At 73.8% G+C, this 21,394-nt stretch carries 20 protein-coding genes; 7 read left to right on the top strand and 13 right to left on the bottom strand.

All coding sequences use genetic code 11. The annotated features are described in order from the left end of the window. The 4 genes from K7G60_RS30285 to K7G60_RS30270 form a co-directional block, all read right to left on the bottom strand. Nucleotides 1-1,042 (bottom strand): Wzz/FepE/Etk N-terminal domain-containing protein (locus tag K7G60_RS30285; RefSeq protein ID WP_225804164.1); only part of this gene is annotated, 1,042 nt, incomplete at its 3' end. Beyond that, on the bottom strand, nt 1,039-2,304 hold the full coding sequence (locus tag K7G60_RS30280; RefSeq protein WP_225804163.1) for a glycosyltransferase family 4 protein: 1,266 nt from the start codon (nt 2,302-2,304) through the stop codon (nt 1,039-1,041). The genes K7G60_RS30285 and K7G60_RS30280, both read right to left, overlap by 4 nt. Continuing rightward, complete coding sequence (locus K7G60_RS30275) at nt 2,294-3,610, bottom strand: nucleotide sugar dehydrogenase (RefSeq protein ID WP_225804162.1); 1,317 nt, start codon at nt 3,608-3,610, stop codon at nt 2,294-2,296. Before K7G60_RS30275 ends, K7G60_RS30280 begins: the two co-directional genes overlap by 11 nt. A gap of 79 nt (nt 3,611-3,689) precedes the next feature. Next, on the bottom strand, nt 3,690-5,171 hold the full coding sequence (locus K7G60_RS30270) for a sugar transferase (RefSeq protein ID WP_225804161.1): 1,482 nt from the start codon (nt 5,169-5,171) through the stop codon (nt 3,690-3,692). Nucleotides 5,172-6,059: 888 nt separating this feature from the next. On the opposite strand from K7G60_RS30270, the gene K7G60_RS30265 reads away from it, so the two are divergent. The 5 genes from K7G60_RS30265 to K7G60_RS30245 all read left to right on the top strand — a co-directional run bounded on the left by K7G60_RS30265 (nt 6,060) and on the right by K7G60_RS30245 (nt 10,411). Beyond that, a complete protein-coding gene (locus K7G60_RS30265; protein ID WP_263986498.1) occupies nt 6,060-6,659 on the top strand; it encodes an RNA polymerase sigma factor in 600 nt (199 codons plus the stop codon). A 3-nt stretch (nt 6,660-6,662) separates the two neighbouring features. After that, on the top strand, nt 6,663-7,427 hold the full coding sequence (locus K7G60_RS30260) for a hypothetical protein (RefSeq protein WP_225804159.1): 765 nt from the start codon (nt 6,663-6,665) through the stop codon (nt 7,425-7,427). A gap of 302 nt (nt 7,428-7,729) precedes the next feature. Continuing rightward, nucleotides 7,730-8,593 carry a dihydrodipicolinate synthase family protein gene (locus K7G60_RS30255; protein WP_225804167.1) on the top strand — a complete coding sequence of 288 codons (864 nt, stop codon included), beginning with the start codon at nt 7,730-7,732 and terminating at the stop codon, nt 8,591-8,593. A 50-nt stretch (nt 8,594-8,643) separates the two neighbouring features. Continuing rightward, complete coding sequence (locus K7G60_RS30250; RefSeq protein ID WP_225804158.1) at nt 8,644-9,648, top strand: proline racemase family protein; 1,005 nt, start codon at nt 8,644-8,646, stop codon at nt 9,646-9,648. Nucleotides 9,649-9,733: 85 nt separating this feature from the next. After that, a complete protein-coding gene (locus K7G60_RS30245) occupies nt 9,734-10,411 on the top strand; it encodes a GntR family transcriptional regulator (RefSeq protein ID WP_225804157.1) in 678 nt (225 codons plus the stop codon). Between the two features lie 13 nt (nt 10,412-10,424). On the opposite strand, the gene K7G60_RS30240 is transcribed toward K7G60_RS30245, so the two are convergent. The 9 genes from K7G60_RS30240 to K7G60_RS30200 all read right to left on the bottom strand — a co-directional run bounded on the left by K7G60_RS30240 (nt 10,425) and on the right by K7G60_RS30200 (nt 19,197). Then, the gene (locus tag K7G60_RS30240) at nt 10,425-11,927 is read right to left on the bottom strand and encodes a long-chain fatty acid--CoA ligase (RefSeq protein WP_225804156.1); all 1,503 of its coding nucleotides are present in this window, start codon (nt 11,925-11,927) and stop codon (nt 10,425-10,427) included. Further along, on the bottom strand, nt 11,927-12,736 hold the full coding sequence (locus tag K7G60_RS30235; RefSeq protein WP_225804155.1) for a 4'-phosphopantetheinyl transferase: 810 nt from the start codon (nt 12,734-12,736) through the stop codon (nt 11,927-11,929). Before K7G60_RS30235 ends, K7G60_RS30240 begins: the two co-directional genes overlap by 1 nt. Next, entirely contained in the window at nt 12,733-13,749 is a 1,017-nt protein-coding gene (locus K7G60_RS30230) for an alpha/beta fold hydrolase (protein ID WP_225804154.1), read from the bottom strand. The genes K7G60_RS30235 and K7G60_RS30230 overlap by 4 nt, the downstream gene beginning before the upstream one ends. Next, nucleotides 13,746-14,720, bottom strand: coding sequence for a beta-ketoacyl-ACP synthase III (locus K7G60_RS30225; RefSeq protein WP_225804153.1), 975 nt, complete (start codon nt 14,718-14,720; stop codon nt 13,746-13,748). The genes K7G60_RS30230 and K7G60_RS30225 overlap by 4 nt, the downstream gene beginning before the upstream one ends. Beyond that, complete coding sequence (gene fabI, locus K7G60_RS30220) at nt 14,717-15,610, bottom strand: enoyl-ACP reductase FabI (protein ID WP_225804152.1); 894 nt, start codon at nt 15,608-15,610, stop codon at nt 14,717-14,719. Before fabI ends, K7G60_RS30225 begins: the two co-directional genes overlap by 4 nt. Continuing rightward, nucleotides 15,610-16,854: a beta-ketoacyl synthase gene (locus K7G60_RS30215; RefSeq protein WP_225804151.1), complete on the bottom strand. Its 1,245-nt coding sequence runs from the start codon at nt 16,852-16,854 to the stop codon at nt 15,610-15,612. Before K7G60_RS30215 ends, fabI begins: the two co-directional genes overlap by 1 nt. Then, nucleotides 16,847-17,119 carry an acyl carrier protein gene (locus K7G60_RS30210; protein ID WP_225804150.1) on the bottom strand — a complete coding sequence of 91 codons (273 nt, stop codon included), beginning with the start codon at nt 17,117-17,119 and terminating at the stop codon, nt 16,847-16,849. Before K7G60_RS30210 ends, K7G60_RS30215 begins: the two co-directional genes overlap by 8 nt. Nucleotides 17,120-17,154: 35 nt before the next feature. Further along, the gene (locus K7G60_RS30205; protein ID WP_263986493.1) at nt 17,155-18,270 is read right to left on the bottom strand and encodes a radical SAM protein; all 1,116 of its coding nucleotides are present in this window, start codon (nt 18,268-18,270) and stop codon (nt 17,155-17,157) included. Nucleotides 18,271-18,477: 207 nt separating this feature from the next. Further along, a complete protein-coding gene (locus K7G60_RS30200; protein ID WP_225804149.1) occupies nt 18,478-19,197 on the bottom strand; it encodes a Phenylacetic acid catabolic protein in 720 nt (239 codons plus the stop codon). Between the two features lie 443 nt (nt 19,198-19,640). Here K7G60_RS30200 and K7G60_RS30195 point away from each other — a divergent pair, with 443 nt between their 5' ends. Both K7G60_RS30195 and K7G60_RS30190 read left to right on the top strand, forming a co-directional pair. After that, nucleotides 19,641-20,867 carry a PLP-dependent aminotransferase family protein gene (locus tag K7G60_RS30195; RefSeq protein ID WP_225804148.1) on the top strand — a complete coding sequence of 409 codons (1,227 nt, stop codon included), beginning with the start codon at nt 19,641-19,643 and terminating at the stop codon, nt 20,865-20,867. Then, nucleotides 20,867-21,340, top strand: a complete 474-nt coding sequence (locus K7G60_RS30190) for a PaaI family thioesterase (protein WP_225804147.1) — start codon at nt 20,867-20,869, stop codon at nt 21,338-21,340. The genes K7G60_RS30195 and K7G60_RS30190 overlap by 1 nt, the downstream gene beginning before the upstream one ends. Nucleotides 21,341-21,394 lie beyond the last annotated feature (54 nt).

Genomic DNA, 21,394 nt, shown 5'->3' with positions numbered 1-21,394 from the left:
CGTGTAGAAGGGGCTCCGGTTCGGGAACATCTGGTTGAACTGGGCCCCGTCCCGCGGTCGTCCGGCGACGAGGCCGGCAGACGGATCCGCTACCGGCCTCGTCGCCGGACGACCGCGGGACGGGGACGTCCCACCGGACGTCGACGCCGAGGAGCCGGCGGAACCAGGTCCGCGCGCCACGGCCTCCCGGCCGGTGCGCGGCGCTTCCCCCGGGTACGTCGACGGTGCCGAGCAGCGCCGCGCCCAGCGCCGTGACGATCTCCGGTTCGGTGCGCAGCCGACGGCTCATCCGCGCGGCGGTGAGATGGCCGGTGACCGTGACCAGGAAGAACAGCAGAGCCCCGCCGACGACGAGCTGCGTCCTCGTCGGCGGCGCCTCGCCGGCCGGCCGGACCGCCGGGCCCATGACGACCATGTTGGCCTTGTCGGCGGTCGGGTCGGCCTGGTCCAGCTTCTCGATGGACTCCTGCAGCGCGGTGCGCAGCCCCTCCAGCTCGGTGCGGGTCTGCACGCTCTCCACGGTCCGCCCCGAACCGGCCGCCTCGGACAGCTCGGTGATGCGCCGTCCGGTCTGCACGACCGTCTGCCGCAGCGCTTCGAGCCGCGCCGCCGCCTCGGGATCGGTGTCGTCGCCCACGATCCGCGTGGCGAAGTCGACGAACTGCCGGGCCACCTGGTCGGAGAGCCGCTGCGCGCGCTCCGGGGTGTCGGCCGTGCCCGAGATCTCGATGATGTTGCCGTCGGCGACCTTGGCGCTCACCCGTTCCCGCAGCTCGTCGCCGTCGACCCCGGGCCGGCCGAGCGCGGCGGCCGCGCGGTCGAGCACCACCGAACTGGTCGCGACCTGGGCCTGCGTCAGCAGCTCGCGCTCCTCCCACGCCCCCGGCAGCAGTACGGACGCCGAGGTCGTGTAGCGCGGCGGAATCAGCAGGGAAGCGCCGTAGCCGACGAGCGCACCCACCACGGCGAGGATGGTGAGGAGCCGCCGGCGCCGGCGGAGGATCCGCCCGATCGTGACCAGCCGTATCGTGTCATCGCTCAACGGAGCGGCCTCGTCCCTTCCCCGTCGGGGTCGCCCGCCGACGCCGGAGCGTGGGGCCGGCAGGCTGCGGCGTAGGCGGCGAGCAGGGCCCGCTGGGAGTTCCGCCAGGAGAGCGGTCCGCTGATCCGCTCCTGGCCGGTCTTGCCCATGAGGGCCCGCTTCTCCGGGTCGTCGAGCAGCAGCGCGACGAGCCTGGCGAACTCGCTCTCGTCGTTGGCGGGCGCGTAGACGGCGGCGTCGCCGGCGGAGACCCGCGCCTCCCGGAGGTCGAACGAGACGATCGGCCGGCCCATGACCATGTACTCCAGGACCTTGTTCATGGTCGACACGTCGTTGAGCGGGTTGTGCGGGTCGGGGGAGAGGCACACGTCCGCCGTGGACAGGTAGCGCGCCAGGTCGGCGTCCGGGATGCGCCCGGTGAACTGCACCTGGTCCGAGAGCCCGAGCTGCCGGGACAGCTCCACCATCGCGTCGAAGGTGTCGCCGCCGCCGACGAACACCGCGTGCCAGTCGGTCCGCCCGAGCTCGTCGCGCAGCTTGGCGAGCGCCCGCAGGGCGTAGTCGACGCCGTCCTGCGGCCCCATGACGCCGAGGTAGCACAGCAGATGGGGCTTGCCGCGCTTCAGCTCCGGCTCGGCCGGCACGGGGTGGAAGCGGTCGACGTCGGGCGCGCTGCGCACCACGAAGACGTCCTCGGGCCGCCGGCCGCCGCGGCGCACCGCGACGTCCCGGTAGCTCTCGTTCGTGGCGAGCACGACGTCCGCGGTCCGGTAGGTCAGCCGCTCCAGCGCGCACACGGCGCGGTAGAGCAGGTCCTTGCCGCGGTCGAACCGGGACAGGTACAGCTCGGGCACCAGGTCGTGCTGGTCGAAGACGAACCGCGTGCCGCGCCGCTTCAGCCACAGGGCGGGCAGGAACAGCAGGTCGGGCGGGTTGCAGGCGTGGACCACGTGGACCGGGCCGACCTTCCGGGCCAGCCGGAAGGTGTGCCACAGGGCCGATCCGTACTCCTTCAGGTACCCGGCCGGCCCTCCGGTGGCCGCGCGCAGCGGGTAGCGGTGGATCCGCACCCCGTCGATCTCCGCGAACGGCTCGGTGTCCCGCTTGCTGCCCTGGGGGCAGATGACGTTCACCTTCCAGCCCGCGTCGCGCAGCGTCGTGCACTCCTGCCACACCCGCCGGTCGAACGGCACCGACAGGTTCTCCACCAGGATCAGCGCGCGGCGGTCCCGCCGCCCGCCACCGGTCGTGTCACCAAGCAAGGCCCATGTACCCCGGTTCGGCCCGCCGCGCCTCGGCGTCGGGAAGGTGGATGAGGTCGACGATCACCGGACCGTCACCGTGCGGCAGGGCCGAGACCACGGCCGGGTCCCTGGTCCCGACCAGGCATACCTCGGCGTGCTCCAGCACCTCGTCGACGGAGTCCGTGAGCAGCTGCGCCAGGTGCGGCAGCCGGGACTCGATGTATTCGCGGTTCGCGCCGAGCAGCCGGGAGAGGTGCACGTTGGCGTCGTAGATCCGCAGGTCGTAGCCCTTGCCGAAGAGCCGCTCCGCCAGCTCGACGAGCGGGCTCTCGCGGAGGTCGTCGGTGCCGGGCTTGAAGGACAGGCCGAACAGGCCCACCCGGCGCTTGCCGGTGCGCTCGACCAGCTCCACCGCGCGCTGCAGGTGGTCGGCGTTGGACGGCAGCACGTGGGAGAGGATGGGCACCGAGACGTCGGCCCGCTGTGCCGCGTGGACGAGGCTGCGCAGGTCCTTGGGCAGGCAGGAGCCGCCGAAGGCGAAGCCGGGCCGCAGGTAGGCCGGGCTGATGTTCAGCTTGCGGTCGGCCAGGAACACGTCGATCACCTGGTGCGAGTCCACCCCGAGCGCCTGGCACACCGCGCCCAGCTCGTTCGCGAAGCCGATCTTGAGGCCGTGGAACGCGTTGTCGGCGTACTTGATCGCCTCGGCCGTCGGGACCGGCACCCGGAACACCTCGCCGGGCAGGCCCTCGTACAGCGCCGCCACCACGTCGCCGCTCGCCGCGTCGAGTTCGCCGATGACGGTCTTCGGCGGGTCGAAGAAGTCCCGCACGCTCGTGCCCTCGCGGAGGAACTCCGGGTTGACCGCGACCCCGACGTCCACCCCGGCCGTGCCGCCGAGGTTCTTCTCCAGGATCGGCACCAGCAGGTTCAGGCAGGTGCCCGGCAGCATGGTGCTGCGGAACACGACGGTGTGCCGCCCGCCCCGCTCGGCGAGCGCGGCGCCGATCTCCTCGGTGACCCGCTCCAAGTAGGTGGTGCACAGGCTGCCGTTGGGTTCGGACGGCGTGCCCACGCAGACCAGCGACACCTCGCTGCCCATGACCGCCTCGCGGACGTCGTCGGTGGCGCGGAGCGCTCCGGTCCGCACGACCTCGGCGACGAGCTCGCCGATCCCCTCCTCGACCACCGGGGCCTTGCCGTCGTTGACCAGGTCCACCTTGACCCGGTTCACGTCCACCCCGATGACCTCGTGGCCCATGCTGGCCAGGCACGCGGCCGACACGCAGCCCACGTAGCCGAGCCCGAAAACGCTGATCCTCACGACCCGTTCCTCCCCCCAGGCAGGCCCTTCCGGCCTGCGGTCCGAGCGCCGGCTGTACGACGGCGCCGCCCCCCGCGCATCAATAGGCCCCCTGCCCGTAGAGCACCGCCCGCAGCGTCTTCCACAAGATCACCGTGTCCAGGGCGAGCGACCAGTCCTCCACGTACCGCAGGTCGAGGCGGACGGCCTCCTCCCACGGCAGGTCGCTGCGTCCGCTGATCTGCCACAGGCCGGTGAGGCCGGGCTTGACGAGGAGACGCCGCCGGATGTCCGGGCCGTACGCGGCGGACTCCTCCGGTAACGGCGGCCGCGGCCCGACGAGCGACATCGACCCCGTGAGCACGTTGAGGAGCTGCGGGAGCTCGTCGATCGAGTACCGCCGCAGCACCGCTCCCACCCGGGTCACCCGCGGGTCCCGGCGGAGCTTGAACAGCGGTCCCGCGCCCTCGTTCCGGTCGGCCAGCGCGGCGCGTGCCGCCCCGTCGGCCCCGGTGACCATGGTGCGGAACTTGAGGATGGTGAACTCGCGGCCGTCCTTGCCGACCCTGCGCTGCCGGTAGAACGGCCCGCCCCGGCTGTCCAGCAGCACGAGCAGCGCGACGAGCGCCATCAGCGGCGCGAACAGGAGCAGCAGGACCGCCGCGCCCAGCCGGTCGACGACCCCCTTGATCGCCCGACGGCCGCCGGTGAAGGTCGGCATGCTGACCCGCAGCAGCGGTATCCCGAGCACCGCGTCGACGTGCAGCCGCGGGCCGGCCACCTCCATCAGGACGGGGGCCACGACCATCTCGGCGTCGCTGCCTTCGAGGTTCCAGGCCAGCCGCCGCAGCCGGTCCGGTGACCAGTGCGGGTCAGGGGTGACCGCGACGACCCGGTAGCCGTCGTGGCGGACGTGCTTGGCGACGTCCGACAGCTGCCCGACGACCGGCACTCCGTCGAGCAGGTCACCCTCGAGACCGCGGCCGTCCGTCGTGCACACCGCCTCCACGCGCCAGCCGAGGTGCGGGAACTTGCGGGTCCTGCCGATCAGGTCTCGCACGGTGTCCGGGCTCCCGGCGGCCAGCACCGGCCGCAGACAGCGCCCTTCCTTCCGCTCCTTGTGCAGCCAGAGGCGCAGCAGATACCGCGCGGTCATGGCGACGAGGGCGATCGCGGGGATCGCGACGAAGATCCAGAGCTTGATGTTGCGCGAGGTGAGGGCGATCCCGCCGAGCGCCAGGACGACGGTCGCCGTGAACAGGGAGCGTCCGAGCCGGCGGAACTCCTCGGCGCCCTGGCCGAGCACGGCGGGAGACCACGCCCGGCTCACCGCCAGCGCCCCCAGCACCAGCAGCTGCGTGCCGAAGGCGAGGATCCCCCATTTCTCGTGCCAGTTGGCCGCGTCCCGGGCCCCGAAGAAGTCGCCGATCGCCGTCACCACGAAGGCGGTGGCCACGGTGTCACTGATGATCACGGTACGGCGGTAGCGCTGTTCCCACTCGATCGCGGGCCGGCTGATCGCCCCGCCCGCCAGGCGCTCGCGCGCAGACGGAAACGGGCTGACTAGTCCCCCTTGCCGCACAGAACCCCCCAGGTCCCCAGTGGTACGACGTGTGCGCCCGACACTCCCCGGGAGGCCCCCGCCCTCCCCGGCGCATGACATCCCGGCTCTTACAGAGCTACGTGAACAACTCCCCCCGACGGCAGCGGACTCGTCCGCCCCGCCAGGCACTCGAGGTGCGCGGAGATCCGTCGGGACCCCGGGTGCTCCCCGCACCCGACGCCCCTCTCGGGCCCCCGGAATCGATCGTCCCCGTGCCCGGTGCCGCGGAGCGGCTCGTGGCCTTCCGCAGTACCGGACCTATGGATCGTTAGTGGTCGCCTCGTGCCCGAACAGCTGAAGCACGGTCAATCTAGAGCATCGCGGGTCGGTATGAGGAGGGATTGTGTGAAATTTGTGCTCACTCCCCGAGGCTGGCCGGATCCATCGACCGGTGACCGCTTATGGGCGCTTTGACGCTCCTACATGCTCCAGCAACTCCCCTGGGCACAGGGGACGTTCACGGTTGCTGTGATCAGGGTCACTCATAGGGCCCGTGATGTTTCGCAGGGCCGATCCGCTGGAACACCCGGCGGGTTCCGCCACTCCCGCGGGGAAGGGTGGGCGGCGGGAGCCCGATGTCGCGCGCGTCCGGGATGGGCCGGCGCGTGGGGGAGTTCGTCGAGGACGGGGCCGTCCCGCGGCCCCCGACGGGGTGTCGGGAAAGGCCTGTTGGCCTTCTGACAGGATGGGCGTCCTCCGGTTGTTCCGTGAGGGGCCGGAGTTCGTGGGTGTACGGGGTGTGAAGAGGGTCGGGTGGGCGAGGGAACGGGGCACGCGCCCGCCACGGCACACGGTCCCGGGTGCGACGCCGGGGCCGGCCCGGACCGTGACGCCCGATGCGGTCCCGAGCGCGACGCCGGGCCCGCCCTGGACCGTGACACCCCGTTCGGTCCCGAGCGCGACGCCGGGGCCGACCCGGACCGTGACGCCCGCCTCGCCGAGGCCGTCGAGCGGGCCCAGCGGGGGGACGAGGGGGCGTTCGCGGATGCCTACCGGATCGTTCATCCCGGACTGCTCGGCTATCTGCGCGGCCTCGTCGGCGAGGACGCCGAGGACGTCGCCTCCGACGCGTGGCTGGAGATCGCCCGGGACCTCGGCCGGTTCCGCGGCGACGGAGCGGGCTTCCGCGGCTGGACCGCGACCATCGCCCGCCACCGGGCCATCGACCACCTGCGGCGCCTGGGGGCCAGGCCCCGGCCCGCCCGGTTAGGGCAGGACCTCCTCGATCTCCCGGCCGCCGACGACGCGGCCGGCGAGGCGCTGGAGGCGTTGTCGACGGAGCGGGCGCTCGCCCTCATCGCGGGCCTCCCGCAGGACCAGGCCGAGGCCGTGCTGCTCCGTGTCGTCGTCGGTCTCGACGGCCCTTCGGCCGCCCGAGTGCTGGGCAAGCGTCCCGGTGCGGTACGGTCCGCCGCACATAGGGGATTGAGGCGACTTGCGAAACAACTCACGGGAAGAGGGAGGTGACGGATGCGCGACGAACCGCGGTACGGAGAACTGGAAGAGTCGTTGAGGGCCGCTCTGCGCGGCGGGCGGGGAGAAGGGAGCGGCGACGGTGTCGCCGGCGGTGAGGAGAGTGCTCTCGCCGCCTTCCGGAACGCCCGTGACACGGGACTCCACGCGTCACTGCCCACCCGTGACCGGGACGACTGGGCCCCGGCCGCCGAGCGGCGCCGCCCCCGGCGTTCGCTGAAGGCGGCCGTGGCCGCGCTGGCCGCGAGCGTGACGCTCGGCGGCGTGGCCGTCGCCACCGGCGGTCTGCCCGAGCGTTTCCTCGGCACCACCGCCCCGCCCCCCGAACCGCGTCCGGCCCGCTCCGCGTCCGACCCCGCGAAGCCCGGCGCGACGGCCGGTACGGGGGGCGGCGCGGCCCGGACCGCCGCGCCGCCCGGCACGACCGCTCCCCTGCGCCCGGAGAAGGATCCCCCGGAGCCGCCCGGCAAGAGCCGTGACGCCCTGTGCCGTGCCGTGGAGAAGGAGAAGGAGGAGGGGGAGAGGAAGGGCGAGGGGAAGGGCAAGGACGTGGCGAAGGGCAAGGCGTCCGCGTCCCCCGCCTGGCGGCGGCTCGTGGCCGCCGCCGGCGGCGAGGAGCTCGTTCCTGGGTACTGCCGGTACGACTCCCGCCCCGCCCGTACCCCGTCCGCCGAACCCCGGCCGAACGGCGGCGCCGGCGGCGGCGACTCCTCGGACGACCCCGGCAAGGGGGCCGAGCGGTCGCGTGCCGACAGGCCCTGAGGGTCCCGAGGTGCGAAGCCGGCGGTGAGCCGGGCGGCCCGGCGGCGCCGGGCCGGGGCGATCGCGCCGCCTGGCGGCGGCCGGCGCGGCTCGCGCGGAGGTCCCTCGGAGGCGCGGACCGGAGTCGACCGGGCGTCAGAACTGATCGGGTCCGGCCCCCTTGTGAAGCCCACGCTCATCAATAAAATGTCACACACCACACAAGGGAGTCCTTCATGGTCGACGCGCAAGTCCCCGCGCACCCCGTGCGACCCGCGCCCCCCGCCCGGCCCGCACAGCGCACCCGCCCCTGGCACGGGATCATGGTCGCCACCGCCCTCCCCTTCCGCGCCGACGGCACCGTCGACCACGACGCCTACGCCGAGCACGTCACCCGGCTGATCGCCGACGGCTGCGACGGCGTCGTCCCCAACGGCTCCCTCGGCGAGTACCAGACCCTCACCGACGCGGAACGCGCCCGGGTCGTCCGCACCGCCGTCGAAGCGGCCGGGGACGGGGCCAGGGTCATGCCCGGCGTCGCCGCCTACGGCAGCGCCGAGTCCCGCCGCTGGGCCGAGCAGGCCGCCGAGGCCGGCTGCGGCTCGGTCCTCCTCCTGCCGCCCAACGCCTACCGTGCCGACGAGCGGTCCGTACGCGCCCACTACGCCGCCGTCGCCGAGGCCGGGCCGCCCGTCGTCGCCTACAACAACCCGTACGACACCAAGGTCGACCTCACCCCCGACCTGCTCGCACGGCTGCACGGCGACGGCAGCATCGTCGCGGTGAAGGAGTTCAGCGGCGACGTCCGCCGGGCGTACGAGCTCGCCGAACTCGCCCCCGGCCTCGATCTGCTCGTCGGTGCCGACGACGTCCTCCTCGAACTCGCCCTCGCCGGCGCGGTCGGCTGGATCGCCGGCTTCCCCAACGCCCTCCCGCGCGCCTGCGCCACCCTCTACCGCGCCGCCGTCGCCGGCGACCTCGCCGTCGCGCTGCCGCTCTACCGCTCGCTGCACCCGCTCTTCCGCTGGGACTCCAGGACCGAGTTCGTCCAGGCGATCAAGCTCTCCATGGACCTCGCCGGCCACCCCGGGGGAGCCACCCGGCCGCCCCGCCTCCCGCTGACGCCCGACCAGGAGGCCGTGGTGCGCGCCGCCACGGAGAAGGCCCTGGCCGAGGGCCACGCCTAGGGCCTGCTCGACCCTCCGATCCGTACGCCCATCCGTCCGAAGGGGACCCCATGCGCACCCGCCACGTCTACCACGCGGTGGACTCCCACACCGAAGGCATGCCCACCCGCGTCATCACCGGCGGCTTCGGCGTCGTCCCCGGCGCCACCATGGCCGAGCGGCGGCTGCACTTCGCCGAGCACCTCGACCACGTCCGCACCCTCCTGATGTACGAGCCGCGCGGCCACGCGGCGATGAGCGGTGCCATCCTCCAGCCGCCCACCCGCCCCGACGCCGACTACGGCGTCCTCTACATCGAGGTGTCCGGCCTGCTGCCGATGTGCGGCCACGGCACCATCGGCGTCGCCACCGTCCTCGTCGAGACGGGCATGGTGCCGGTCGTCGAACCCGTCACCACCGTCCGTCTCGACACCCCCGCGGGGCTCGTCGGCGTCGACGTCCGCGTCGAGGACGGCCGGGCCCGCTCCGTCACCCTCACCAACGTGCCCGCCTTCTCCGTCGGCCTCGACCTCAAGGTGGACGTGCCCGGGTACGGCACGGTCACCTACGACCTCGCGTACGGGGGGAACTTCTACGCCTTCGTCGACCTCGACTCCCTGGGCCTGCCGTTCGACCGCGCCCACAAGGACGAGCTGCTCGCCGCCGGGCTCGCGATCATGGACGCCGTCAACGCCGGCCCCGACCGGCCCGTCCATCCCGAGAACCCGGCCTTCGCCGGAGTGAAGCACGTCTACCTGGCCGCCCCCGGCTCCGACGCGACCCGCTCCCGCCACGCCATGGCCATCCACCCCGGCTGGTTCGACCGCTCCCCGTGCGGCACGGGCACCAGCGCCCGCATGGCCCAGCTGCACGCGCGCGGACTCCTCGCCCCGCACGCCGACTTCGTCAACGAGTCCTTCATCGGCACCGAGTTCACCGGGCGGATCGTCGACGAGACGGTCGTGGGCGGGCTGCCCGCCGTCGTCCCCACCGTCACCGGCCGCGCCTGGATCACCGGCACGGCCCAGTACTTCCTCGATCCCGAGGACCCGTTCCCCGCCGGATTCCTGCTCTGAGCCGCTCGGAGCGGGCATCACTCGGGCCGACCGGGGAAACGTGACATTGTACGATGCTCCCCCGTGACTTCTCGGAGGACGCACGATGGGTGACCTGAAACAGTACGGCCTCGTCAGGGCCCAGGAACGGCTCCGCGACCAGGTCGGCCACGCCCTTCGCGCCGCCCTGATCGCCGGGGAGCTGCGCCCCGGCCAGGTCTACTCGGCCCCCGGCCTGGCGAGCGACCTCGGCGTCTCCGCCACCCCGGTCCGCGAGGCCATGCTCGACCTGGCCCGCGAGGGACTGGTCGAACCCGTCCGCAACAAGGGCTTCCGCATCACCGAGGTCAGCGAGCGGGACCTCGACCAGTACACGGAGCTGCGGACCCTCATCGAGGTCCCCACCATCGGCCGGGTCACCCGCAGCGCCGCCCGGGAGCGGCTGGAGGAGCTGCGCCCGGTCGCCGAGGAGATCGTCTCGCGCGCCCGCGAGCACGACCTCATCGGCTATCTGGAGGCGGACCGCCGCTTCCACCTCGCGCTGCTCGCCCTCTCCGGGAACGAGCGGCTCGTCGAGACGGTGGGGGAGCTGCGCAAACGCTCCCGGCTCTACGGACTGACCGGCCTCGACGAGGCCGGCAAGCTCGTCTCCTCCGCCGAGGAGCACCTCGAACTCCTCGACCTGATGATCGCCGGGGACGCCCCCGCCGCCGAGGCGTGCATGCTGCGCCACCTCGGCCACGTCCGCTCCCTGTGGGCGGACGCGGACGACTCCTCGGTCTGACCGGCGGGGCCCGCTAGGCGCCCTCCGGCGGGACGATCGCCCGCTTGAGGACCTTCCCCGTCGGGCCCTTCGGCAGGGCGTCCGTGAGCCAGATCCGGCGCGGGTACTTGTACGGGGCGAGCCGCTCCCGCACATGGGCGCGCAGCTCGGCGGGGGAGACCCGGCCGCCGGGCCGCAGGACGACCGCGGCGGCCACCTCCTGTCCGTGCACCGGGTGCGGGACGCCGAGGACGGCGGCCTCCGCCACGCACGGGTGGAGGTGGAGGACCTCCTCCACCTCCCTCGGATAGACGTTGAACCCGCCCCGGATCACGACGTCCTTGACGCGGTCGACCACCCGGAAGTCGCCGGTCGCGTCCCGGGTGCCGAGGTCGCCGGTGTGCAGCCAGCCGTCCCGTACCGTCTCGGCGGTGGCCTCCGGGCGGCGCCAGTACCCCTTCATGACGTTGTGGCCCCGGATGACGAGCTCGCCGACCTCGCCGTCGGGGACCTCCTTGCCGTCCCGGTCCACCACCCGCATCTCCACGCCCTCGATCGGGATGCCGATCGTGCCGGGGCAACGCGGCCGGTCGACCCGGTTCACGCAGGCCAGCGGGGACGACTCGGACAGCCCGTACCCCTCCAGCACCGCGCAGCCGAAGCCGGACTCGAAACCGGTCAGCACCGACACCGGGAGGGGCGAGCCGCCGCACAGGCAGACCCGCAGCGAGGAGACGTCGTGGGCCGCGCGCTCCGGATGCCGCAGCAGCAGCCCGTACATGGTGGGGACGCCGAGGAAGACCGTGACCCGGTCCCGGGCGACGAGCGCGAGTGCGCCCGCCGGGTCGAAGCGGGCCATGAGGGTCAGACAGGCGCCCACGGCCACCGCGCAGTTGAGCCCCATCACCTGCCCGAAGGAGTGGAAGAGCGGCAGCCCGCCGAAGACCACGTCCGAGGGGCCGAGCCCCAGGACCCGCACCCCTTCGCCGACGTTGCGCCGGATGTTGCGGTGGGTGAGCTCGGCGCCCTTCGGCGCTCCGGTGGTGCCGGAGGTGTAGAGCACGACCGCCGTGTCCTCGGGGGCACGGGAAACGGCCGCCACGCGCGCGTGGTCCGCCAGCAGCGCCGTGAACGCGTCCGGTTCGACCGACAGGTGCGGGGTTCCCGCCAGCCGGGCGCCCTCGGCCGCCTCCTCGCCGTCCCGGTGCCAGGAGAGGAGCAGCGCGGCCTCGGCGTCCGCCAGACAGTGGCGGACCTCGCCCGCCCGCAGCAGCGGATTGAGCGGGACGACGATCGCGCCCGCCCGCAGGACGCCGTAGTAGAGCACGGCGAACAGCGTGCTGTTCGGGAGCGCGAGGGCCACCCGGTCGCCGGGACCGACCCCGCGCGCCCGGAGCAGCGCGGCGGCCCGGTCGGCGAGGTCGTCGAGCACGCCGTACGTCAGCGTCCCGGCGCCGAGCCGCAGCGCGGTCCTGTCGGGGTGCGCGGCCGCGCTCCGGGCGAGGAGGGCGGGAACGGTGCCGTCGTCGACGCTCATCAGCGGTGCTCCTTCGGGGCCGTGCGGTGCGGAGGACGGGGTACGGGACGGGGGACGGCGACCGCGGTCAGCAGCAGGCCCCCGCGGACGAGCCAGCGACCGGACAGCACGCCCGGAAAGGGGCCGGCCCCCGCCGGCACCGGGACCAGGAGCCGAGCCCGGAACCGGCCGACGGCCCGGGGGAGCTCGGCACGCGCGCGTGCGGGCGGGTGCGGGCCGTCGGTCCCGTCGAGCCGCCATGACACCTCGGCGTCCTCGAAGCCGAGCCAGGCGCCCCCGTACCCGCTCCAGGCCTTGTAGACGGACTCCTTGGCGCTGAACAGCAGCCGGTCCCAGGCGATGTCCGGCCGACGGTCGGCCAGTTCGCGCAGCCGGGCCTCCTCCGGGCCGAAGACCACCGCCTCACGGACCCCGGCCGGCAGCGGCGCGTGCGGCTCGGCGTCGATGCCGAGGCCGAGGAAACGGGCGGCCGGCGCCACCGCCGCGCCCCGGTAGCCCGCGCAGTGCGTGATGCTGCCGAGCGTGCCCCCGGGCCAGGCGGGCGCCCCGCGAGGCCCCCGCAGGAGCGGGGCCGCCGCGACCCCGAGGGCCGCGAGCGCCCGGTGGGCACAGAGCCGGGCCCTCGCGAACTCGCGCCGCCTGCCGGGCGTGGCGCGCGCCATCAGGGCCCGCTCCTCGGCGAAGAGCCACGGGGGGCGGGACCCGTGGTCCGCCTCGGGCCCGTCCACCGTCCCGGTCTCCTCGGCCCAGCGCACCCGCTCGGGCAGCAGCGCGCCGAGCAGGGGGCGCTCCTCGCTCCGCACCCTCATGCCCGGGCACCCGACGGCGTGCTGCCACGGCCTCCGCCCGTGCCCGCCGGTGCGGTGCCGGGACCGGTCGCGCCCGCCGTGGCGCCGGCGGGTCCGCCCGTGCCCGCCGTGGCGGTGTCAGGTCCGGCCGAGACCACCGCCGGGAACTCCGCCCACGCCGCGATCCGTTCGACGAGTCCCGCGTTGTGCCGGATCCAGCGGAAGTGGTCCAGTCGCCGGCCGCCGGCGTCCGCCGACCGGTAGGTCCAGCGCCGGACCCGGACCGGGGGGAGCTTCGCGCACAGGTGGTCCACGGCCCGGGGAGGCGCCAGCGCGTCGCCCTCGACGTCGACGGCGAGCACGGGCACGTCGACGCGCCCCAGCGCCGCCTCGTAGTCGGCGGCGGCACCCCCGGCGTCGTACCGCCCGGTCCGCATCTGCCGCGCCCAGTCCCGCATCACGCCCACGGACTCGCGCCCGCCGAAGCCGAACCGGTGCCCCGGCCAGTACCCGAGCAGCTCCGCGCCGGCCACGCACAGCAGGCTCCGCACGAGCCACCGCGCACCCGGCCGGGGATCCGCCCCCGTGCCGAGCGCGCGCCACCACGCCGAACCGCTGGCCACCAGGACGACCCCCGCGAGGCGCGGCCGGAACAGCCCGCAGTGCACCAGACCGAGCTGGCCGCCGAGGCTGTGCCCGAGGAGCAGCCGGGGCGCCTGCGGGAAGGCGCGCTCGACGGCGTCGAGGACCGCGCCGATGTCGTGCTCGACGAGCTCGCGGTAGCCGAAGCGGACCCCGCGCGCCGGGACCGGGGTGCTCTCGCCGTGGCCCCGCAGGTCCGTCGTCACCACGGTCGCGCCCCGCCGGTGCAGCGCCCGCGCCAGCGGGGTGTAGTGGCGGGCGGCGGTGCCCATCGCGGGGAGGACGACCACGACCGGGGCGGTCGGCTCGACGCGCGCGTGGACCCGGACCACGAGCGTGGCGCCGTCCGGGGCGGTGAGCTCGGCGAGTACGGGAAAGGGGGCGGTCCTCATCCCGCCTCCACGGGACCGGCCTCCGGTTCCGTCAGGCGCCAGCCGATCACCCCCGCGCCCCAGGTGACGCCCGCCCCGAACGCCGCCACCCCGAGCAGTCCCGTCGGGCCGAGGCGGCCCTCCCGCCAGGCCTGGTGGAGGGCGAGGGGGATGGAGGCGGAGGAGGTGTTGGCGACCCGGCCGACGTCGAGGAAGAGCCGCTCCGGCGGCACGCCGAGCTCCTTGCCCACCGCCTTGACGATGCGCGCGTTGGCCTGGTGGGCGACGAACAGGTCGACGTCGTCGGCGGTCAGCTCCCGCCGGGCCAGGACGTCCCGGGCCGACTCGCTCATCCTCTCCACGGCCTGGACGAAGATCTCGGGGCCGTCCATCCGGAGCTTCCGGTCGTACCGGTCGGCGTAGAGCAGCGGGATCAGGTCCCCGTCCGAGCCGAGCCGGAACGCGGGCTCGACGGAGGGACCGGGGTCCACGTCCGCCAGGACCACCGCCCCCGCCCCGTCGCCGAGCAGCACCGCCGTCGACCGGTCCTCGTGGTCGGTGATCCGGGTCAGCGCCTCGGCGCCGCAGACCAGCACGGTGGCCGCCCGGCCCGACTCGATCAGGGCGACGGCGTGGTCCAGGGCGTACACGAACCCGGCGCAGGCCGCGTGCAGATCGAACGCGGCGGCCCGGTCCGCGCCGAGCCGGGCGGCCACCTCCACGGCGAGGCCCGGAGTCGTCCGGTCGGGGGTCGTGGTCGCCACGACGACGTGCCCCACCTCGCGCGCGGTGCGGCCCGCCTGGGCGAGGGCCGTCCGGCAGGCGGCCAGGGCGAGGTCGGCGAGGTGTCCGTCCTCCGGCAGGAAGTGGCGCTGCCGGATCCCGGTCCGCTTGACGATCCACGCGTCGGAGGAGCCGATGGCGGCGAAGTGGCTGTTGGGAACGGCCCGTTCGGGCAGCGCCGAGCCGACGCCGACGATCGCCGCGGTCATGAGCGGTCCTCCTTGCCGGCGCGGGGCGGGGCGCCGATGCCCGGGGGTTCGCCGACGGCGCCGACCCCCATGCGGACGGCGTGCATCCCGCCGTCCGCGTGCACGATCTCGCCGGTGACGGTGGCCGCCAGGTCCGAGAGCAGGAACAGGACGGGGCCGACGAGCCGGGCCGGATCGGCGCGGCTCCAGCCGAGCGGCGCCTCCTGCTCCCAGCGGTCGGCGATCCGGTCGAAGGTGCTGACGGCCCGCCCGGCCACGGTCTCGACCGGCCCGGCGGCGACGAGGTTGACGCGAATGCCGGAGTGCCCCAGGTAGAGCGCGAGGTAGCGGCAGACCGCGCCGAGCGTGGCCTTGCCGACCCCCATCCAGTCGTACCCCGGCCAGGCCCCGGACGAGTCGAAGTCGAGCCCGACGACGCTGCCCCTGGCCGCGCCCGCGCCCCCGCCCTCGCGCAGCAGCGGGGCGAGCGCGGTGGTCAGCGAGTGCAGCGAGAACGCCGCCGTGCGCAGGGCGAGCGTCGCGCTCTCGACGGGCGTGGTGAGGAAGTTGCCGCTGAGCGCGGACTGCGGGGCGGCGGCGATGGCGTGCAGGACGCCGTCGACCGCGCCCCAGCGGCGCTCCAGCTCCTTCGTGAGCGCGTCCAGGTCCTCGGGGCGCGTCACGTCGAGCTCCAGGACGTCGGTCGGGTACGGGAGGCCCGAGGCCGCCGCCTCCGTGATCCGCCGGGTCCGGCCGAAGCCCGTCAGCAGGACCTCCGCGCCCGCCTCCTGGAGCGCCCGCGCGGTGTGCCAGGCGATCGAGTCGTCGTTGAGGACCCCGGTCACCAGATAACGGCGTCCCGAGAAGCCCAGCAGGTCGGGTACGCCGTGGGGGGCGCGGGACGCGCGCATCAGGACCGCCCTTCCACGGCCAGGACGAGGGCCGCGTTGTGTCCGCCGAAGCCGAAGGAGGTGGAGAGGCCGAACAGCCGGCCCGTGCCCGCCCGGGCGGTGAGCCTCCTCGGCGCCCGGACGAGGTCGAGCGGGCCGAGCGCCGGGTCGGGACGGCGCAGCCCGGCCGTCGGGGGCGCCACGCCGTGCCGCAGCGCCTGGAGGGTGGCGATGGCCTCGACCGCGCCCGCCGCCCCGAAGAGGTGCCCGAGGGCGCCCTTGCCGGAGGAGAGCGGCAGCTCCGCGAGGACGTCGGCCCCGAGGGCGCTCCGCAGGGCCTCGCACTCCAGGAGGTCGTTGAGGACGGTGCCGGTCCCGTGGGCGTTGACGTACGCCAGCTCCCCGGGCGCCACCGAGGCCTCCCGCAGCGCGAGCGCGACCGACCGGGCCGCGGGCCCCCCGTTCGGGTCGGGCGCGGTGACGTGATGGGCGTCGGAGGTCGCCGCGTATCCCCGTACGGCTCCGAGGACCCCGGCCCCGCGCCGGGCGGCGCCCGCCGCCGTCTCCAGGACGAGGATCCCGGCGCCCTCGCCGATCACGAAGCCGTCCCGGTCCCGGTCGAAGGGGCGGGAGGAACCGCTCGGGGAGAGGGCGCCGGCGTTCGCGAAGGCGGCCGCCACCAGGTCCGACGAGGAGGCCTCCGCGCCGCCCACCACGACGGCGTCGGCCGCCCCCGAGGCCAGGATCCGCATCCCCGTGCCGACGGCCTGCGCCCCGCTGCTGCACGCGGACGCGACGCACAGGCTCTCGCCGCGGAAGCCGTGCCGCATGGAGAGGTGGGCCGCGGCCGCGTTGGCCATCATCTGGGGGATCATCAGCGGCGAGACGAACCCGGCGCCCTCCTTCTCGTACACCTCCCGCTGCGCCTCGAAGGAGGCCGTCCCGCCGAGCCCGCAGCCGATGACACAGGCGACGCGCTCGGGCGGCCAGGGTGAGGCCGGTCCTGTGCGATGCCCGGCCTGGGCCAGGGCCTCCTCGGCCGCGACCAGGGCCAGCTGGGTGAACCGGTCGGTGCGGCGCACCAGGTTCCGCGGCAGATGGTCGCCGGCGGTGAAGTCCGCCTGCCGGACGGCAGGATGGGAGCCCGCCGCCGCCGTGTCCCCGGCGACGGCACGCTCGTGGAGCGCTCCGGCACCGACGCCGAGCGGGGTGACCGCGCCGAAACCGGTGACGACGACCTCCCGGTCCCGCCGTGGATCACTCAACTCCGGCCTTCTCGCAGCACAGTTCGAGGATCTGGCCGACGGTCTCGATGCCGTCGAAGTCCTTCGTGCGGACCGGTACGCCGAGGTCCCGCTTGACGGACTGCGCGAGCTCGACCATGTCCAGCGAGTCGATCTCCAGGTCGTCGAGGGCGGCCCCGGGCAGGACGTCGCCCTCGTCGACGCCCAGTTCGACGAGGGCGTCGGTGATGAACTGCTCGATGGTGGCGCGGTCCAGCGTCGTGGACGTCGCGGATGTCTCGGACATGACTCTCCCGTGCGGTGTGGGGATCGGGGCTGCGATCAGGGGTTGGCGAGCTTCGAGGCGTGGTACGGGGACCAGTGCCACTGGCGCCAGTAGCTCTCCGCGATGTCCACCCACTCCTCCAGGCGCGCGGCGCTGTCCAGGAAGCGGGAGGCGCTGACCACCAGCCAGCTGTAGACGGCCTGGCTGTCGCGGCAGCCGCCGCAGTCCCCGGACGTGCAGCAGAACTGCAGCGACTCGTAGTCCGCGCCCCAGGCGGCGAAGCCCGGGATCACCGGGTTGCCGTTGGCCACCCGCTCCTCGTGGTCGGGGTGGTCGACGCTGAGGCTCGGGCAGACGTCGTACCCGAAGCGCGCCCCCCAGTGCGAGGTGCCGGTGACGAGGCTGCGGATGAAGTACGGGTGGCTGACCACGGCCTCCGGGTACGCCTCCTTGACCCGTAGGGCCTCTTCGAGGACACGGCGCTCGTTCTCGATCTGGATCGGGTTGTCCGAGCCGTGCTCGCTGTAGAAGTTGAAGGTGACGATGTTGCCGTTCTCGGCGATCCTGCGCACGGTCGGTTCGAGGTACGGCAGCCCGGCCTCGGAGAGCGCGAAGATGAACAGGACCCGCGGATCGTCCTTGTAGTGCGAGAGCGCCGTGTCGAACAGGCCGGTGAACTTCGAGCCGTTGACGCGGATGGCCCGCAGGTCGTCGTCGAGCGGCCCGCCGCCGAAGATGCTGACGGCCACGGCGATGTGCTCGAAGCCCTGCACGGGCATCGGGCGCAGGCCGTTGGTCGAGATCGTGACGTACGGCAGCTCCTCGACGAAGGCCTCCACCCGGCGCAGCACCAGGGTCGGCTCACCGCCGATCAGCGTGGCCTGGTTGACCCCCTCGTCCCGCAGCCGGCGGGCGAAGGAACGGATCCTGTCGACGTCCGAGAGCTCGCGCACGGCGGTGTCGAAGCCGCCCTCGAAGTACCAGCAGCCCTTGCAGCGGATGTTGCAGGTGTTGGTGAGGTGGACCTCGCACGAGCGCACCTCCCGGCCGAGACGGCGCAGCCTGTGCAGGCGCTCGGCGAGGCCGGGGCGTTCGGCCAGGAGGGCGGCGGTGCGCTCCTTCGCCTCGCGGCGGCCGAGCGGGCGCGGGGTGATGGTCAGGGGGGTGGCCATGGGGTGCGGACTCCTCGGTCGGACTGCTGCTCGGTGTCTCTCTCGCGCTCGCGCTCTCCGGCCGCACGGAGCTGGGCGGCGTACGGGGGCTGGGCGGCGTACGGGGCTGGGCGACGTACGGGCTCTCGCCTCCGTGCGGGGCCGGTGGGGCACGGGCCCTCGCCTCCGTACGGGAGTCGACGGCGTACGGCTCCTCGCCGTACCGGGCTACTCGGGGACCTTCAGGCCGAGGTTCTCGATCCGCGGGGTGACCTTCGCCCGCCAGATGTCGCGCGCCTCTCCGTTGGTGGTCTGCCGGAGACCGAAGCGGACCGCGAGCTTCGACCTCTCCGAACGCGCGCTGCCGAAGATCCGGTTGAATCCCGGCCACAATCGGTCGAGACCCCGCTGGAGTTCCTCGCGGCCCTCCTCGGTACGGGCGAGATTCCGGCAGACCCGCGCGCCGTGCGCGATGTGCACCTTCTCGTCGAGAATGATCGTGCGCACCGCCTCGGCCCACGGCTTGTAACTGCTCTGCGCGAATTCGGAGATCATCACCATCGCGGTCTCCTCGCCGATGTACGAGAAGATTCCGCGCTCCGCCCAGGTGGTGCAGGTGTGGAACTCGTGGCCGGCGAAGAGACCACGGTCGACGAGCCGCTGCTGCTCCATGTATCCGGTGTCCACGCCGATGTCGGCCAAGACCCTCTTGCCGATCTTGTAGTGGTCGTACTCCTCGACGGCGCGTTCGGCGCACACCTGCCGTTCCTCGGCGTTCGGCGCGAGCGGCAGGAACACCTGGATGTAGTCGTCGGCACCGGACAGTTCGCCCTCGGTGTTGACGATCATTCCCCGTACGGCGATCTCGCGGTAGTCCTCGGGCATGGCGAGGAATTCCTCGGGGGTGCGGACGACGACTGCCTCGTCGACGGGAACGGAAGATGCCATGGTGATCCACTCGCCTCGCTCGTTCGACTTGACCCGAAAGACCGCTGACATCGCGGTGGTGGAGCGGTCGAACGCTATCCACGGGTGCAGCCGTCCATCAATGAGACCGAGGACCGGAATGGCCGATTTCCCTGAGCCGCCCACGGCGTGCGGAGAACCTGATCAAGAACCGTTTGCGGCGCGTCGGACAAGACGGAGAAAGATCATCCCGACCGACCTTTCCGGTGGCGACCAGCGAGAAAGGCAGGGTGAGGAGAATCCTCCGAATTCACTGACCGCGGCCGGATTTCCGCGGCCCGCAGAGTGGCCGAATCAGACCCGGAGCGAGCTCCTGACCGGGCGGCAATTCGCCACGCGGGGGGTCCCGAAGAGTGCCAACTCGGCCACGTCCGGCGGGAATCGAACGACCTGGACACCGCCTTGAATCTCTATATGCTGGCGCCATGCTTTCTGCCGCCTCCGCGCCCGCGAACGCCACTCCCCCCACCCCCTCCGTGCCCGCGCCGGCCACCGCCTCCCGGCTGGCCGACGTCGGCTCGTCGCCGGTACGGGAGATCCTGGCGCTCACGGCCCGGCCCGAGGTGATCTCGTTCGCCGGCGGCCTGCCCGCCCCCGAACTGTTCGACATCGACGGGATCCGCGCGGCGTACGACCGGGTCCTCGCGGAGAACCCGCAGCACGCCCTCCAGTACTCGACGACCGAGGGCGACCCCGACCTCCGCACCGCCGTCGCCGACCGGCTCACCGCGCGCGGACTGCCCACGGACGCCGACGACCTGCTCGTCACCACCGGCTCGCAGCAGGCCCTCACGCTCCTCACCACCGCGCTCGTCGAACCGGGCAGCGTCGTCCTCGTCGAGGACCCCTGCTACCTCGCAGCCCTGCAGACCTTCGGCTTCGCGGGCGCCCGCGTCGTCCCCGTCCCCACCGACGACCAGGGGATCGTCCCCGAGGCCCTGGAGGAGATCGCGGCCCGCGAGAAGGCCACCCTCCTCTACATCGTTCCCACCTTCCAGAACCCCACCGGCCGCACGCTCCCCGCCGAGCGCCGCCACGCCGTCGCCGAGGCCGCCGCGCGGCACGGATTCTGGATCATCGAGGACGACCCGTACGGCGAACTGCGCTACGACGGCGAGCGCGTGCCCCCCATCGCCGCCGACCCCGCCGCGGCCGACCGCACGGTCCTGCTCGGCTCCTTCTCCAAGGTGATGGCCCCCGGCCTCCGGCTCGGCCACCTGCGCGCCCCCGCCGGGCTGCGGCGCGCCTGCGTGATCGCCAAGCAGGCCGCCGACCTGCACACCTCGACCATCGACCAGGCCGCGGCCGCGCGCTATCTGCGCGACAGCGACCTCGACGCCCACGTCGCCGTGATGCGCGCCGCCTACCAGGAGCGCAGGGACGCCATGCTCGAAGGCCTCCCGGCCGCCCTGCCGGAGGGCAGCCGGTGGAACAGGCCGGAGGGCGGCATGTTCATCTGGGTGACCCTCCCCGCGGGCCACGACGCGACGGCCCTCCTGAAGACCGCCGTCGGTCACGAGGTGGCGTACGTGCCGGGGGCGCCGTTCTTCTGCGGAGAGCCGGACCCGGGCGCGATGCGGCTGTCGTTCACGACGCACTCGGCCGACGAGATCCGGGAAGGGCTCCGCCGGCTGGCGAAGAGCTTCGTCTGATGGCGGACGCCGGAAGCCTCACTCGGCTGCCCGACCCGTCCGCCGCCACGCTGTCGCCGGACGAGCTGAACGCGCTCGTCCAGCGGCAGTTCCCGGACTACGCGGCCTGCCGCGTCACCGACGCGAGCGGGACGCACCTGCTCATGGAGGCGGACGGGGCCCGGCTCCGCACCCGGCCCGGCGGCACGATCTCCGGTCCCGAACAGGCCGGACTCGTCGACCTCGCCGCCTTCCTCCTCGTCAACGCCCGGCTCGGACGCCCCACGCCGATGGCGCTCACCACCTCGCTCCAGATCAGCTACCTCAACCGCCCCCGGCCCGGACTGCTCCGGACGCACGCGCGCATGGCCAAGTTCGGCCGGCGCCTCTGCGTGGTCCTCGCCGAACTCAGGGACGAGGCGGGCGACCTGGCGGCCTCCGCCACCGTCACGTACTCCGTCCCGCCGGCGGGCGCAGGTCAGGGGACCGGCTGACCCCGGCCGGGCGCCGGGCGGCCCCCGGGTCATCACCTCGTGTCGTTGTTGGGC

Origin of the sequence: Streptomyces sp. NK15101, assembly GCF_020400725.1 — a bacterium.
Taxonomy (GTDB): Bacteria; Actinomycetota; Actinomycetes; order Streptomycetales; family Streptomycetaceae; genus Streptomyces.
This window is presented reverse-complemented; position numbering and strand designations above follow the sequence as displayed.

What these genes read in the sequence shown, in the direction of transcription:
- K7G60_RS30260 (WP_225804159.1), top strand. Translation starts at nt 6,663, where the DNA reads ATGCGCGACGAACCGCGGTACGGAGAACTGGAAGAGTCGTTGAGGGCC.
- K7G60_RS30255 (WP_225804167.1), top strand. Translation starts at nt 7,730, where the DNA reads ATGGTCGCCACCGCCCTCCCCTTCCGCGCCGACGGCACCGTCGACCAC.
- K7G60_RS30250 (WP_225804158.1), top strand. Translation starts at nt 8,644, where the DNA reads ATGCGCACCCGCCACGTCTACCACGCGGTGGACTCCCACACCGAAGGC.
- K7G60_RS30245 (WP_225804157.1), top strand. Translation starts at nt 9,734, where the DNA reads ATGGGTGACCTGAAACAGTACGGCCTCGTCAGGGCCCAGGAACGGCTC.
- K7G60_RS30240 (WP_225804156.1), bottom strand. Translation starts at nt 11,927, where the DNA reads ATGAGCGTCGACGACGGCACCGTTCCCGCCCTCCTCGCCCGGAGCGCG.
- K7G60_RS30235 (WP_225804155.1), bottom strand. Translation starts at nt 12,736, where the DNA reads ATGAGGGTGCGGAGCGAGGAGCGCCCCCTGCTCGGCGCGCTGCTGCCC.
- K7G60_RS30230 (WP_225804154.1), bottom strand. Translation starts at nt 13,749, where the DNA reads ATGAGGACCGCCCCCTTTCCCGTACTCGCCGAGCTCACCGCCCCGGAC.
- K7G60_RS30225 (WP_225804153.1), bottom strand. Translation starts at nt 14,720, where the DNA reads ATGACCGCGGCGATCGTCGGCGTCGGCTCGGCGCTGCCCGAACGGGCC.
- fabI (WP_225804152.1), bottom strand. Translation starts at nt 15,610, where the DNA reads ATGCGCGCGTCCCGCGCCCCCCACGGCGTACCCGACCTGCTGGGCTTC.
- K7G60_RS30210 (WP_225804150.1), bottom strand. Translation starts at nt 17,119, where the DNA reads ATGTCCGAGACATCCGCGACGTCCACGACGCTGGACCGCGCCACCATC.
- K7G60_RS30205 (WP_263986493.1), bottom strand. Translation starts at nt 18,270, where the DNA reads ATGGCCACCCCCCTGACCATCACCCCGCGCCCGCTCGGCCGCCGCGAG.
- K7G60_RS30200 (WP_225804149.1), bottom strand. Translation starts at nt 19,197, where the DNA reads ATGGCATCTTCCGTTCCCGTCGACGAGGCAGTCGTCGTCCGCACCCCC.
- K7G60_RS30195 (WP_225804148.1), top strand. Translation starts at nt 19,641, where the DNA reads ATGCTTTCTGCCGCCTCCGCGCCCGCGAACGCCACTCCCCCCACCCCC.
- K7G60_RS30190 (WP_225804147.1), top strand. Translation starts at nt 20,867, where the DNA reads ATGGCGGACGCCGGAAGCCTCACTCGGCTGCCCGACCCGTCCGCCGCC.